This is a genomic window from Rhodopseudomonas sp. BR0G17 (assembly GCF_010907025.1).
GTDB lineage: Bacteria > Pseudomonadota > Alphaproteobacteria > Rhizobiales > Xanthobacteraceae > Rhodopseudomonas > Rhodopseudomonas palustris_H.
This window is the reverse complement of record NZ_QUML01000008.1, coordinates 1-13,747: the sequence shown is the minus strand read 5'-3', so window position 1 is coordinate 13,747 and position 13,747 is coordinate 1. Positions and strand designations below refer to the sequence as shown.

Here is a 13,747-nt window from a genome sequence, read left to right as displayed (position 1 = left end):
CGTTCAATCGATCACGATCCAGGCGGGCGCGTGATCGCTCGCCTGCGGTGCCGCCCGCACCTTGCGATCGACACCGGCCCGCTTCAGCCGCACCGCCAGCGACGGATCGAGCAGCAGGTGATCGATCCGCAAGCCCGCGTCGCGCTCGTACCGGTTTCGCCAATACGACCAGAACGTATAGGGCGCGTCGTCCGGATGGCAGTGCCGTAGTGCATCGGTCCACCCCTGGCGCAGCAGCGCCGCGAACAGCTTGCGCGCCGCCGGCTGCACCAGCGCGTCCTTGTCCCATGACTTGGTTGGGTAGATATCGGCCGGCGTCGGCACGACGTTGAAATCGCCCGCCAGCACCACCGGCGCCCCGCTCTTCAGCAGTGTCGCCGCATGGCGGTTCAGTCGCTTCAGCCAGGCGAGCTTATCGTCGAATTTTGGTCCTGGCTGCGGATTGCCGTTCGGCGCGTACAGGCTGCCGACGATGATCCCGGCGACCGCCGCCTCGATGTAGCGGCTCTGCTTGTCTTGCGGCGCGCCGGGCAACCGCCGCCGCGTCACCACGATCTCGCGGCGGCGGGCGAGGATCGCGACGCCATTCCAGCTTTTCTGCCCGACCCACGCCGCCGCATAGCCGGCCTTGCGCAGTGCCGCTTCCGGAAACTCCGCGTCGGCCGCCTTCAACTCCTGCAAGCAGACGATGTCCGGCCGCGCCGCCTTCAGCCACGCCAGCAGCACCGGCAGCCGCTTGTTGACATTGTTGACGTTGAAGGTCGCGATCTTCACGCCGCTCCGCACCCGCTCGCTGCCGCGCCTCAGCACGTCCACGGCCTGAGCAACGCCAGCGCTGCCGGATTGATCCGCGACGGCGCGCGGGCCTGCGCCCGATTTGCGCCCTGAACGTCCGGCTGCCCAGCAAGAGGCAAACGGAGACCCGGCTTAAAAACCGTAAGCCTTAGCAATATCTATCAAATTTTGATCGGAGACTGGAGCGGGTGAAGGGAATCGAACCCTCGTATTCAGCTTGGAAGGCTGCTGCTCTACCATTGAGCTACACCCGCGATGCAGCCCCCGTAACACGTTCGCCCGGGGCTCTCAACTCCCCTCGCCGGCGCGCCACCAACTTCTGGCGTCCGATTGCCCGACAGTTCGCCGGAGCGCTGCCCGACCCGTCTTGCCCCGGCCCAGCAGCCGCCCGCCCCCGGCGCTTGCCACGCGACGGAACAGAATCGACCGTCCCCGGTTCTCCGGTCGAGCCGCGGGACGCGGACCATTTGGGCGGAGGCGACGATGGGATTTTTCAGCAAGGACATTCAGACGATGGAGGACCTGCTGCTGCACGGCCTCCGCGACATCTATTACGCCGAGCAGCAGATCACTAAGGCGCTGCCAAAGATGATCGAACAGGCCACCAACCGCGACCTGTCGCAGGGCCTGAAGGCGCACCTGGAAGAGACCCAGAAGCAGATCGAACGGCTCGACCAGGTGTTCAAGAAGCTCGGCGAGACGCCATCGGGCGTGAACTGCCCGGCGATCGACGGCCTCATCAAGGAATCCGACGAGACCGCCGGCGAGATCGCCGACAAGACCGTGCTCGACGCCGCGATCGTCGCCAACGCGCAGGCGGTGGAGCATTACGAGATCGCCCGCTACGGCACCCTGATCGCGTGGGCCGAGGAGCTCGGCCACGACGACATCGTGCGTTTCCTCACCACCAATCTGAACGAGGAAAAGGCCGCCAACACCAAGCTCAACACCGTGGCGCTCCGCAAGGGCGTCAATCGTAAAGCCGCAAGCTGAAAGGAAACAATCGCATGAACCGGACCGCACTCGTTCTCGGCTGTCTGCTGGTCGCCACCCCTGCGCTGGCACAATCGGTCACCGAGAAGACCGGCATCAATTCGGTGCTCGGCGTCTCGCCGTCCACGGCGGATTTCGTCAAGCAGGTGGCGATCAGCGACATGTTCGAGATTCAGTCGAACCAGCTCGCCGAGCGCAAGGGCAACGCCGCCGAGCAGGCGTTCGCCAAGCAGATGATCGCCGATCACACCAAGACCTCCAGCGAGCTGAAGGCGATGGTATCGGACGGCAAGGTCAAGGCCGAGCTTCCGACCGCCCTCGACTCCGCCCATCAAAGCAAGCTCGACAAGCTGAAGAACGCCAACGGCGCCGAATTCAGCGAGACCTTCGACGAGCAGCAGGTCACCGCCCACAAGGACGCCGTCTCGCTGTTTGAGCGTTACTCCAAGGGAGGCGACAATGACGCGCTGAAGAAGTGGGCCGGCACCACGCTGCCGAAGCTGCAGCACCATCTTGAGATGGCGCAGCAGCTCGAGCGCGACCGCACCAACACCACCTCGCAGTCGTCCAAAGCCGCAAAGTAACGCGGAGGGAAGCTAGAACATCGGCCCGGCAGATTCGCGCTGCCGGGCCAGCAACGACGGACCGGCCCCCGCGGGGCCCGACCTGATGCACACGGGCGGGCGCCGTTCTTCCGGATGTTGGAACCGGATTCCGGCTTCCCGCATTGTCGGTGAAGATCGTTTTGGGGGACCGTAATCAAATGACGACACGATCAGCGTTTTTCCGTCTCGACCGGGCGCTTTGCGCCGGCGCCGCCTCTCTCATCACGGAGGCCGGGCGATGACCGACGCGACCGAGACGCTCGAGCCGCTGGCGGAAACCACCGCCCCCGAAACGCCGACCAAGCCCGAAGGTCCGCCGCCCTATCAGGTGGTCAACGACTCCTCTACCGTTCGTGAAGGCCTGCCCTTCCCGCTCGGCTCGTGCTGGGACGGTAATGGTACCAACTTCGCGCTGTTCTCCGCCAACGCCACCAGGGTCGAGGTCTGCCTTTTCGACGGCGACACCGAGCGGCGGATCGAGCTGCCCGAATACACCGACGAGGTGTTTCACGGTTACATCCCCGATGTCGGTCCAGGCACCTTCTACGGCTATCGCGTGTATGGCCCGTACGAGCCGGAGAACGGGCACCGCTTCAATCCCAACAAACTATTGCTCGATCCTTATGCGCGCGCCCACGCCGGCTCGCTGACCTGGGATCCGGCCGTGTTCGGCTATGTGATGGAGAGCGGTGACGACACCACCTTCGACGAGCGCGACAGCGCCCGGTTCGTGCCGAAATGCGTGGTGGTCGATCCCGACTTTGACTGGAAGGGCGAACCTGGCCGCAAATTCGTGCCGTGGGACCAGGCCATCATCTACGAAACCCACGTCAAGGGTTTTACCAAGCTGCATCCGGAGGTGCCCGAACATCTGCGCGGCACCTACGCGGGCCTCGGCACCAAACCGGTGGTCGATTACATCTCCTCGCTCGGCATCACCGCCGTCGAGTTGCTACCGATCCACACCTTCGTCAATGACAGCTATCTGCTCGACAAGGACCTGGTGAATTATTGGGGATACAACACCATCGGCTTCTTCGCGCCCGATCCGCGCTACGCCGCCGACGTGCCCAACAGCTTGCGCGAGTTCAAGGAGATGGTGGCGCGGCTGCATGATGTCGGCCTCGCCGTGATTCTCGACGTGGTTTACAACCACACTGCCGAGGGCAACGAACTCGGCCCGACGCTGTCGTTCAAGGGCATCGACAACGCCAGCTATTACCGGCTGCTGCCGGAGCAGAAGCGCTACTACATCAACGACACCGGCACCGGCAACACCGTCAATCTCACGCATCCGCGCGTGATCCAGATGGTCAATGACAGTCTGCGCTACTGGGCCGGCGAAATGCACATCGATGGCTTCCGGTTCGATCTCGGCACCATCCTGGCGCGCGAGCATTACGGCTTCGACGAGCAGAGCGGCTTTCTGAAAGCGGTGATGCAGGATCCGCTGCTCGCCTCGGTGAAGTTGATCGCCGAGCCGTGGGACTGCGGCCCCGGCGGCTATCAGGTCGGCGGATTCCCCCCGGGCTGGGCGGAGTGGAACGACAAATTCCGCGACACCGTGCGCGACTATTGGCGCGGCGAAGCTCCGGCGGCCGCGCTGGCCCCGAGGCTGTCGGCCTCCGGCGACGTGTTCAACCGCCAGGGCCGGCGCGCCTGGGCGAGCGTGAACTTCATCACCGCGCATGACGGCTTCACCCTGAATGACTGGGCGAGCTACAACGACAAGCACAACGAGGCCAATGGCGAGGACAATCGCGACGGCCATTCCGACAACCGCTCGTGGAATTGCGGAGCGGAAGGCCCAACCGACGACGAGACCATCCTCGCCCTTCGCGAACGCCAGAAGCGCAACTTGCTGGCGACACTGCTGCTCGCGCAGGGCACGCCGATGTTGCTCGCCGGCGACGAGTTTGGCCGCACCCAGAACGGCAACAACAACGCCTACTGCCAGGACAATGAGATCTCCTGGGTGCATTGGGACCATGATGAGGCCGCGCAGCATCTGCGCGCCTTCACCCAACGGCTGCTGGAATTGCGCCGGACCTATCCGACGCTGCGACGCAGCCGGTTCCTCACCGGCCAATACGACGAGGCTCTCGAAGTTCGCGACGTCACCTGGATCAACGCCAATGGCGGCGAGATGCAGCAGGAGCATTGGGACGATCCAAACGTCAAATGCTTCGGCATGCTGCTCGACGGCCGCGCCCCAACCACCGGCATCCGCCGGCACGGCGAGGACGCCACCGTGCTGTTGGTGATGAACAGCTTCGACGGCGTCGTCGAATTCACCCTGCCGGAGGTGCCGCACGGCTCGAAGTGGTCGCTGCTGATCGACACCAACCTGCCGAGCGGCATTCCGGACGAGCAGTTCGCTTGCGGCGAGGTTTATCAAGTGACCGCACGGTCCGTTCTGCTGTTCGGCCTGACCGAATAAGCTGCAGCACGCCGGCCGTTTCATCGCCGGCGTGCTGCCACTAATTTGCGCAACCGTCGACACACCTGATCGGGAACACCAGGTTCGTTCCGCGATTGAGAACACAACACGGGCCGATCGCATCGGCCCTTTCTCGATCAGCAACGGAGCTTTGCAGGTGATCATTCGAGCCGGATACAACATCGCTTTCCACTGCTTCCAGGAAACGCCGATCAATCTGCTGCTCAGCGTGCATCCGTCGCGCGCCCAGCACGTGATCGGCGAGCATGTCATCAAGTTGTCGCCCGATGTGCCCGCGCACGACTTCACGGACATGTTCGGCAACGTCTGCACCCGGATCGTCGCGCCCCCCGGCCGCATCGATATCAGCAATGACTTCCTGATCGAGGACTCCGGGCTGCCCGACGAGGCAGCACCCGGCGCCCGTCAAATCCCCGTCGCCGAATTGCCCGACGAGGTGATGATCTATCTGCTCGGTAGCCGCTATTGCGACACCGACAAGCTGTCGAACCTCGCCTGGTCACTGTTCGGCGGCATAACCTCGGGCTGGGAGCTCGTGCAGGCGATCGTCGACTACGTCCACAATCGCATCACCTTCGGCTATCAGTTCGCCCGTAACGACCGCACCGCCTCCGAAGGTCATGCCGAACAGATCGGCGTCTGCCGCGACTTCGCGCATCTTGCGGTCGCCCTGTGCCGCTGCATGAACATTCCTGCCCGTTACTGCACCGGCTATCTCGGTGACATCGGCGTGCCGCAGGATCCGGCACCGATGGATTTTTCGGCGTGGTTCGAAGTCTATCTCGACGGCCGCTGGTACACTTTCGACGCGAGGCACAATACCCCGCGGATTGGCCGCATCGTCATCGCCCGCGGCCGCGACGCCGCCGACGTCGCGATTTCCACATCATTTGGCACCGCGAACCTGCTGAACTTCGAAGTGATCACCCATGAGGTGACCGATCAGGCCGCGGCGACAACGGCCCCACTGCCAAAGGTGGCGTGAGGCGTCCCCCAATCTTTTGAAAACCACCTTTCCGTCATTGCGAGCGCAGCGAGGCAATCCAGGCTCCTCCTCGGAGCGTCCGGATTGTTTCGTCGCTTCGCTCCTCGCAATGACGCAAAACTGTCACTCCTCACAACGGCAAAAGCGGCCGAGCTTGCACCCGGCCGCCTGAGACACAGAACCTCTTCTAACTTCGAACGATGCCGTTCAGTTCGTGATCACGCCGAGATTGGTTTCCGAACCTTCGTTGCCCGGCACGGTGATCCGCACCTCGTGGCCGAATTTGATCGCGTTGGACGCCGCGGCGCAGGCTGCCTCGAACGCCGCTTCCTTGCTGGAATAGTCGCCGGTCGGATCGTCGTCGTGGCGGATGCCCCAACGGTTGTCGCTGCCGATGATGTCGTAATACGCCTTTCCCATCGCTCACCTCCAATTGCTGCAACAATCGGCGGCGGGGGCAATCGTTCCGATTGGGACGTCGAGCGGTGCTTCAGGTGCGCCGACGCTGCGAGATGTCGGTGACCTTCACGGTGACCGTCCGGCTGCGCCCGTCGCGCTCGACCGTCAGCTTGACGTCGCTGCCGATCCCGGCCTCTTCCAGGGCCGCGGCGAGATCCGACATGCTGTGGATCGGCGTGCCGTTGGCCCCCGTGATGACATCGCGGACATAACCGTCGTCGGTCGCGCCTTCGAGGCCGGCCTGCGCGGCCGGCGAATCCGGCAGCGTGCGCAGGATCACCACCCCGTCGATGCCGAGCTGCGCGGTCTCGGTCTCGCGTGCTGCGACGATGCCGATGCCCGGCACCGGCACGCTGCCGTTGGTGATCAGCGCGGTGACGACGCGATTGACCGCATCGACCGGGATCGCAAAGCCGATGCCGGCCGAAGCGCCGGAGCCGGAAATGATCGCAGTGTTGATGCCGATCAGCCGGCCGGCGCTGTCGAGCAGCGGGCCGCCGGAATTGCCGGGATTGATCGCCGCGTCAGTCTGGATCACGCCGCGTACCTCGTGGGCCGCTGCGGTCGGCAGCCGCCGCCGCAATGCGCTGACGATGCCGGTGGTGAGCGTCTGTTCGAGACCGTAGGGATTGCCGATCGCGTAGGTCGCCTGCCCGACCTGAAGATCGTCCGAGCTGCCGATCGCGATCGGGCGGAGCGGCGTGTGCGGCCGCTCGAGCTGCAGCACCGCGAGGTCGTAGTTCGGCGCCGTCCCCACCACCCGCGCGGTGACGAACTCGCCCGAGGCCAGCCGGACGCCGAGCTGGCTGGCATTCTGAATGACGTGGTTGTTGGTGACCACATGGCCGGCCGCATCCCAGATCACGCCGGAGCCGGACTGCACCGGCGCTTCCTGCTGCGCGAAAAACGGCGGTACCTTTTGGCCGCTTTGCGCGAACACATGCACCACCGAGGGCGACACCTGCTTGAACAGCTCGACTGTCGCCTTCTCGGCCGGCGCCAGCTCACCGCGCGCCGTGACAGTCCGCGGGCCCGTCGCAGAGAACCACAGCGCGCTGAGATAAGGCTGCGCCACCCAGAGCGTCGCCAGCACCAGCAGCCAGACGATCGCAATCCGCAGCAGACGTTCGGTGCGTTGTGCCCGGCGGATCTGGGCCTGCTCGCGGGCCAGTGGATCAAGCCCCGGCGGACGCGGGGGCGGCGGAGCATGCGGCGGCAACGTGGTCATGGCGGCGTGTCTCGAACGATGACGCTTACGGGAGCTGCGGCAAGCCAGGTTCCGCTTGCCGGCCAGCGCTAATGCATCAGGTTCCGGCGGGTTCCACCAATTGGTTCGGCGCTCCGTCGCGGCGCCCCAAGGTGCCGATGGTTAAGAGGAGATAAACAACTGCCTGCCGCAAGGTGCTGGATTACTTTGAGTCCATCATCGCCGCCGGCGCTGGCGCAGCGTCGGCGCGGCTTCTATATCTCGCTGGTTCCCGCTTCGGATCTTCGGCTTCCCGATCGATCCCAACCCGAGTGGATCGACATGACAGGTTCGTTGTCCAACATGATGGTGGTGATCTCGGTCTGGGCGCTGCCGCTCCTGATCGCGATTACGTTCCACGAAGCTGCCCACGCTTATGTGGCCAAGCTGTGCGGCGACAACACCGCCTGGATGCTCGGCCGGGTCAGCTTCAACCCGATCAAGCACATCGATCCGTTCGGCACCGTGCTGCTGCCGCTGTTGCTGCTGGTGATGCAATCGCCGTTCCTGTTCGGCTACGCCAAGCCTGTGCCGGTGAACTTCCGCAATCTGCGCAATCCGCGCCGCGACATGGTGCTAGTCGCCGCAGCCGGTCCGGCGATCAATCTCATTCTCGCGGCGGTCGCTGCGCTGGCGTTTCACGTCGTCGGCTATGTGCCGGGCGAAGCCGGCCAGTGGCTGGCGCAGAACCTCGTCAACGCGCTCTTGATCAACGTGGTGCTGGCGATCTTCAACCTGCTGCCAATCCCGCCGCTCGACGGCGGCCGGATCGCCGTGGGCATCCTGCCGCGGGTGCTGGCCCATCCGCTGGCCCGGGTTGAGCCCTACGGCATGCTGATCCTGCTCGGGCTGATCTTCATCCTGCCGCTGGCCGGCATCGGCATCGCCACGCAGTTCATCGCGCAATCGAGCCAGTTCGTCGTGCAGGCGATCCTGCGCCTCACCGGCGCGGCCTGACGAAGGCCACCTCAAAAGGCAGTGAGACCGGCAGCGCCGCATCCGCCGCTGCCGCACCGCGCTGCAACGTTTGCTCCAAGCCATCGTTGATCCCGCACTTGCACCGTCGCCCCGCGACGGCGCGCGCAAACACGGGTCATCGACATGAATGTGAGCGAATTCGTCTGGCAGCGACTGGCCGAGTGGGGCCTGCGGCGGGTCTACGGCTATCCGGGAGATGGTGTCGGCGGTCTCGACGTCGCGCTGGAGAAAGCCAAGGACCGCATCGAATACGTCCAGGTCCGCCACGAAGAGATGGCCGCGTTCATGGCGTCGGCGCATGCCAAGTTCACCGGCGAGGTCGGGCTGTGCTACGCGACCTCCGCGCCCGGCGCGATCCACCTGCTCAACGGCCTGTACGATGCCAAGATGGATCACGTGCCGGTGGTGGCACTGCTCGGCCAGCAGGCGCGCAGTGCGATCGGGGCTGACTATCAGCAGGAAGTCGACCTGCAGACGCTGTTCGGCGAAGTCAGCGAATATGTCGCGACCGCCAGCGTGCCGTCGCAGGTGCGCCATCTGATCGACCGCGCGGTGCGGATCGCCCACGACAAGCGCGGCGTCGCCTGCGTGATCCTGCCGAACGATCTGCAGGGCCTTGACTACGAAGACCCGCCGATGGCGCACGGCGCCACCCACACCGGCATCGGCCACGCCTACCCGGCGCAGGTGCCGGACGAAGCCGGCCTGAAGGCCGCCGCGCAGGTGCTGAACGCCGGCAGCAAGGTGGCGATCCTGGTGGGCGCCGGCGCGCTCGACGCCACCGACGAGGTGATTGCGGTGGCCGAGCGGCTGCAGGCCGGCGTCGCCAAGGCGCTGCTCGGGAAGGCCGCCCTGCCCGATGACCTACCGTTCGTCACCGGCTCGATCGGCCTGCTCGGCACCCGGCCGAGCTGGGACCTGATGAAGGGCTGTGACACGCTGCTGATGGTCGGATCGTCGTTTCCTTACAGCGAATTCCTGCCAAAACCGGGCGACGCCCGCGGCGTGCAGATCGACGTCGACGGCCGCCGCCTCAGCCTGCGCTATCCGATGGAGGTCAACCTGATCGGCGACAGCGCCAGGACGCTACGCGCCCTATTGCCGCTGCTGAACCAGAAGGACGAGACCTCTTGGCGGCGCGGCATCGTGCGCGGTGTGGCTTCATGGTGGAAGACGCTGGAGAGCCGCGCGCTGCAGAGCGCCGAACCGCTCAACCCGCAGCGGGTGTTCTGGGAGCTGTCACCGCGGTTGCCCGACAACGCTATCATCACCGCCGATTCAGGATCGGTGGCGAACTGGTACGCGCGCGACCTGAAGATGCGCCGCGGCATGAAGGGATCGCTGTCCGGCGGCCTCGCCTCGCTCGGCGCCGGTACGCCCTACGCGGTCGCGGCCAAGATGGCGTATCCGGACCGCACGGTGATTGCCTGCATGGGCGACGGCGCGATGCAGATGAACGGCCTCAACGAGATGATCACCATCGCCAAATACTGGAAGCAGTGGTCGGACCCGCGGCTGATCGTGCTGGTGCTGAACAACCGCGACCTCAATCAGGTGACCTGGGAGGAGCGCATCCAGCTCGGCGCCGGCAAGACCGAGTCCACCCAGAGCATTCCCGACTTCCCCTATCACCGCTACGCCGAACTGATCGGGCTGAAGGGCATCTTCGTCGACAACCCCGACCGCGTCGGCGCGGCCTGGGACGAGGCTTTGTCGGCCGACCGCCCGGTGATCCTCGAAGCCTACACCGACCCCAACGTCCCGCCGCTGCCGCCCCACATCACGCTGAAAGACGCCAAGAACTTCATGACCATGATGGGCAGCGAACCCGAACTCGGCAGCGTCCTCACCAACAGCGCCAAGGAGCTGCTGGCGAGCGTCCTGCCGGGGAAAGGGTGAAGGCGTTGAGGGTAATGACCGGGGCACGCGCCTGACCCGTCCCGGCGCAAGCAGCACGCTCTCTCTCCGCCCCTTGACCGATCCCAGCGGGGCTACTTCTTAGCTGCCCCGTTGAAATACTTGGGCCGGATCGAGCTCACCGATCGGCACCCAGACGACGCGGACACATGTAATCATCCTACGGGAATTACTCGGACGATACCCCTCGCGACACTTTGTGCGGCCGCCGATTAGTTTACCATTGAATTACCAGAACTCACTACAGTGACACGGGACTGCGCTAAGGGGCTTGCTTCGAGACATTCAAGCGGGGGCTGGAATGATCGTTCTGCTGATAGTCGTCGGCCTTCTGGCCGCCCTTTTGTGGGCGTGCTGGTCTTCGGCTAGATCATACTACCAGCACGGGCGAATTAGGGGCATGGACGAAGCGTCCGGCAGATCGTCCGGGGGATCGGCCGCCACTACGAAATGGCCGCCAGAGCAACCCCCGAGGGGGTCTCGAAAGCGATGGCCGACATCAAAGCGATGTTCAGCCAACGTCCCCATCTGAAAACCAAGGATATCGAGCGTTACCATCTTCAGCTCTCGATTCTGGCTGACGCCATCGGCGAAGCCTGCTGTTCGAAGGGCCAGGCGCAAGGCGTCGAGATGATGGCACCGGCCGAGGGCTACATCCGCGTCGACCTGTCGGTGATCGAACTCCTGCAGCTGAGCCGGCTGGCCCATTTGGGCTTCCTTCACATGATGCCCAACTATCGCGGTCTGGAAATCCAGCGTTTCAGCGATGAGCTCGATGCACAGGAGGGCACCCGGTCGATCTACAAGCTGGAATCCGCGATCCCGCTGAATGAGCGTCCGTTTGCTGATCTTATCACGCACTATAAAGGACGTGAGCAGCTGATCTCTGATTGGTGGCAGCCGACGCCGGCCGACCGTGTCGGATATGTCAGAGGCCTCGGTTCGCTCGTGGCTCTGGCTCCGGCAACCGCCTCCTCCTAGGGGGGAGGGTGACGGCTGACGCCGCCAACCTGCCCTGTCATATGGCAGTTTCCTGAACTCTGCAGACACCCTTTAGGCGTTCAGCGCCGCTGTCTTTGCCGTGCACGGTCTGCCGGGCAATCGGGCTCAGATCGTCTGGTTATACGCACCCACTTCGGGATGTTGGCGCAGCACGACGTTCACGGCCTCGAACATGTCGTGCATCCGCTGCTCCGACACCGGGCTTTCGACCACCACCACGAGCTCGGGCTTGTTCGACGAGGCGCGGACCAGGCCCCAGCTGCCGTCTTCGCAGGTGACGCGAACTCCGTTGACGGTGACAAGATCGCGGATCGGCTGGCCGGCGACCTTATCGCCGCTCTTCTGCGCTTTTTCGAAGTGCTTCACGACCTCGTCGATCACGCGATACTTCACCTCGTCGGCGCAATGCGGCGACATCGTCGGCGACGACCAGGTCTTCGGCAGCGCGTCTTTCAGCTGCGACATCGACTTGCCGGGCGCGCGGTCGAGCATTTCGCAGATCGCGATCGCAGACACCAGACCGTCGTCATAGCCGCGGCCGAGCGGCGCGTTGAAGAAGAAGTGGCCCGATTTCTCGAAGCCTGCGAGCGCCTTGCTCTCATTGGTGCGGCGCTTCATGTAGGAGTGGCCGGTCTTCCAGTATTCTGTCTGGGCGCCCTGCTGTTGCAGCACCGGATCGGTGGCGAACAGGCCGGTGGATTTGACATCGACGACGAAGCGCGCGTTCGGATGGATCGCCGACATGTCGCGCGCCAGCATCACGCCGACCTTGTCGGCGAAGATCTCCTCGCCGGTGTCGTCAACTACGCCGCAGCGGTCGCCGTCGCCGTCGAAGCCGAGCCCGAGATCAGCCTTGTGCTGCAGCACGGCGTCGCGGATCGCGTGCAGCATCTCCATGTCTTCGGGGTTGGGATTGTACTTCGGGAAGGTGTGATCGAGCTCGGTGTCGAGCGGGATCACCTCGCAGCCGATCGCTTCCATCACCTGCGGGGCAAACGCGCCGGCTGTGCCGTTGCCGCAGGCGACCACCACCTTGAGCTTGCGCTTCAGCTTGGCGTGCTTGGTGAGGTCGGCGATGTAGCGGGCCGGGAAATTCGGATGAAACACATACGAGCCGGCGCCCTGCTTGAACGCTGCGCCGAGCACGATCTCCTTCAGCCGATTCATCTCGTCGGGACCGAAGGTCAGCGGCCGGTTGGCGCCCATCTTGACGCCGGTCCAGCCATTGTCGTTGTGCGAAGCGGTCACCATCGCGACGCATGGCACGTCGAGCTCGAACTGCGCGAAATACGCCATCGGCGTCACGGCCAGGCCGATGTCGTGCACCTTGCAACCCGACGCCATCAGGCCGGCGATCAGCGCGTATTTGATCGAGGCCGAATAGCCGCGGAAGTCGTGCCCGGTGACAATTTCCTGCGGCCGGCCGAGTTCGGCGATCAGCGTGCCGAGGCCCATGCCGAGCGCCTGCACCCCCATCAGGTTGATCTCCTGGCCGAACAGCCAGCGCGCATCGTATTCGCGGAAGCCGGTTGGCTTCACCATCGGCTCGGATTCATAGGCGTAGGTGTTGGCCGTCAGAAGCGGCTGCGGCGTCGGGAACATGGCGGTCTTTCGCAACAAGGAAGGGCGCGACGGGGACGGCGATCGGTTTACGACCGACGATAGTCGTCGTCGAACCGGATGATGTCGTCTTCGCCCAGATAGCTGCCGGTCTGCACTTCGATCAGCTCGAGCGTGATCTTGCCCGGGTTCTCCAGCCGGTGGGTGGCCCCGATCGGGATGTAGATCGACTCGTTCTCGTGGATGATCTTGATCAGTTCGTCGACCGTCACCTGCGCGGTGCCGCGCACCACGATCCAATGCTCGGAACGGTGGTGGTGCTTCTGCAGCGACAGCCGCTCGCCGGGCTTGACGATGATACGCTTGACCTGATGCCGGTCACCGGAATCCAGCGAACGATAGGAGCCCCACGGGCGATGGACCTGGGCGTGGTGGTCGGTGACCTCGGGCGCTACCGTCTTGACCTTGGCGACCAGCCGCTTCAGTCCATTGCCGTCCTTCTGCCGCGACACCAGCACCGCGTCCTGGGTCGCGACCACGACGAGATCGTCGACGCCTTCGAGCGCGACCAGGGTGTGGTCGCTGGACACGTGACAGTTGCGGGAATCTTCGAAGACCGCGGGGCCTTGCGCGGCATTGCCGCCGCCATCCTTGGCGGTGAGCTCCCACACCGCGCGCCAGGATCCGACGTCCGACCAGCCGCAATCGACCGGCACCACCGCGGCGCGCTTGGTCTTCTCCATCAC

The 13,747-nt window shown here is 64.5% G+C and carries 12 protein-coding genes and 1 tRNA gene; 7 read left to right on the top strand and 6 right to left on the bottom strand.

Going from position 1 to position 13,747, the window contains the following annotated elements; translation table 11 throughout:
• Nucleotides 1-3 precede the first annotated feature (3 nt).
• Entirely contained in the window at nt 4-774 is a 771-nt protein-coding gene (locus DY467_RS08345) for an exodeoxyribonuclease III (protein ID WP_164635492.1), read from the bottom strand.
• A 201-nt stretch (nt 775-975) separates the two neighbouring features.
• Nucleotides 976-1,049 (bottom strand) — tRNA-Gly (locus DY467_RS08340).
• Between the two features lie 229 nt (nt 1,050-1,278).
• Here DY467_RS08340 and DY467_RS08335 point away from each other — a divergent pair.
• From DY467_RS08335 to DY467_RS08320, 4 genes are all read left to right on the top strand, one after another.
• Complete coding sequence (locus tag DY467_RS08335; protein ID WP_107345116.1) at nt 1,279-1,788, top strand: YciE/YciF ferroxidase family protein; 510 nt, start codon at nt 1,279-1,281, stop codon at nt 1,786-1,788.
• A 14-nt stretch (nt 1,789-1,802) separates the two neighbouring features.
• Nucleotides 1,803-2,372, top strand: a complete 570-nt coding sequence (locus DY467_RS08330; protein ID WP_164635256.1) for a DUF4142 domain-containing protein — start codon at nt 1,803-1,805, stop codon at nt 2,370-2,372.
• A 259-nt stretch (nt 2,373-2,631) separates the two neighbouring features.
• Entirely contained in the window at nt 2,632-4,833 is a 2,202-nt protein-coding gene (gene glgX / locus DY467_RS08325) for a glycogen debranching protein GlgX (protein WP_164635254.1), read from the top strand.
• A gap of 157 nt (nt 4,834-4,990) precedes the next feature.
• Entirely contained in the window at nt 4,991-5,839 is an 849-nt protein-coding gene (locus DY467_RS08320; protein ID WP_164635252.1) for a transglutaminase-like domain-containing protein, read from the top strand.
• Nucleotides 5,840-6,046: 207 nt separating this feature from the next.
• On the opposite strand, the gene DY467_RS08315 is transcribed toward DY467_RS08320, so the two are convergent.
• Nucleotides 6,047-6,259, bottom strand: coding sequence for a hypothetical protein (locus DY467_RS08315; RefSeq protein ID WP_013501820.1), 213 nt, complete (start codon nt 6,257-6,259; stop codon nt 6,047-6,049).
• 70 nt (nt 6,260-6,329) lie between these two features.
• Complete coding sequence (locus DY467_RS08310) at nt 6,330-7,526, bottom strand: S1C family serine protease (RefSeq protein ID WP_164635250.1); 1,197 nt, start codon at nt 7,524-7,526, stop codon at nt 6,330-6,332.
• Between the two features lie 300 nt (nt 7,527-7,826).
• Between DY467_RS08310 and DY467_RS08305 the strand changes: the two genes are divergently transcribed.
• From DY467_RS08305 to DY467_RS08295, 3 genes are all read left to right on the top strand, one after another.
• Nucleotides 7,827-8,501: a site-2 protease family protein gene (locus tag DY467_RS08305; protein ID WP_107345121.1), complete on the top strand. Its 675-nt coding sequence runs from the start codon at nt 7,827-7,829 to the stop codon at nt 8,499-8,501.
• A gap of 144 nt (nt 8,502-8,645) precedes the next feature.
• Nucleotides 8,646-10,421 carry a thiamine pyrophosphate-requiring protein gene (locus DY467_RS08300; protein ID WP_164635248.1) on the top strand — a complete coding sequence of 592 codons (1,776 nt, stop codon included), beginning with the start codon at nt 8,646-8,648 and terminating at the stop codon, nt 10,419-10,421.
• 507 nt (nt 10,422-10,928) lie between these two features.
• On the top strand, nt 10,929-11,420 hold the full coding sequence (locus DY467_RS08295) for a hypothetical protein (RefSeq protein WP_246701496.1): 492 nt from the start codon (nt 10,929-10,931) through the stop codon (nt 11,418-11,420).
• A gap of 126 nt (nt 11,421-11,546) precedes the next feature.
• Here the strand turns inward: DY467_RS08295 and DY467_RS08290 are convergent, their stop codons facing one another.
• Nucleotides 11,547-13,043, bottom strand: a complete 1,497-nt coding sequence (locus DY467_RS08290) for a phosphomannomutase/phosphoglucomutase (protein ID WP_164635246.1) — start codon at nt 13,041-13,043, stop codon at nt 11,547-11,549.
• 47 nt (nt 13,044-13,090) lie between these two features.
• The coding region (locus tag DY467_RS08285) for a cupin domain-containing protein (RefSeq protein WP_164635244.1) at nt 13,091-13,747 on the bottom strand (657 nt) is incomplete at its 5' end.

Bases quoted from the DNA above. Each gene is read 5' to 3' on its own strand.
- DY467_RS08335 (WP_107345116.1), top strand. From the start codon at position 1,279: ATGGGATTTTTCAGCAAGGACATTCAGACGATGGAGGACCTGCTGCTG.
- DY467_RS08295 (WP_246701496.1), top strand. From the start codon at position 10,929: ATGGCCGACATCAAAGCGATGTTCAGCCAACGTCCCCATCTGAAAACC.
- DY467_RS08290 (WP_164635246.1), bottom strand. From the start codon at position 13,043: ATGTTCCCGACGCCGCAGCCGCTTCTGACGGCCAACACCTACGCCTAT.
- DY467_RS08330 (WP_164635256.1), top strand. From the start codon at position 1,803: ATGAACCGGACCGCACTCGTTCTCGGCTGTCTGCTGGTCGCCACCCCT.
- DY467_RS08300 (WP_164635248.1), top strand. From the start codon at position 8,646: ATGAATGTGAGCGAATTCGTCTGGCAGCGACTGGCCGAGTGGGGCCTG.
- DY467_RS08305 (WP_107345121.1), top strand. From the start codon at position 7,827: ATGACAGGTTCGTTGTCCAACATGATGGTGGTGATCTCGGTCTGGGCG.
- DY467_RS08310 (WP_164635250.1), bottom strand. From the start codon at position 7,526: ATGACCACGTTGCCGCCGCATGCTCCGCCGCCCCCGCGTCCGCCGGGG.
- DY467_RS08315 (WP_013501820.1), bottom strand. From the start codon at position 6,259: ATGGGAAAGGCGTATTACGACATCATCGGCAGCGACAACCGTTGGGGC.
- glgX (WP_164635254.1), top strand. From the start codon at position 2,632: ATGACCGACGCGACCGAGACGCTCGAGCCGCTGGCGGAAACCACCGCC.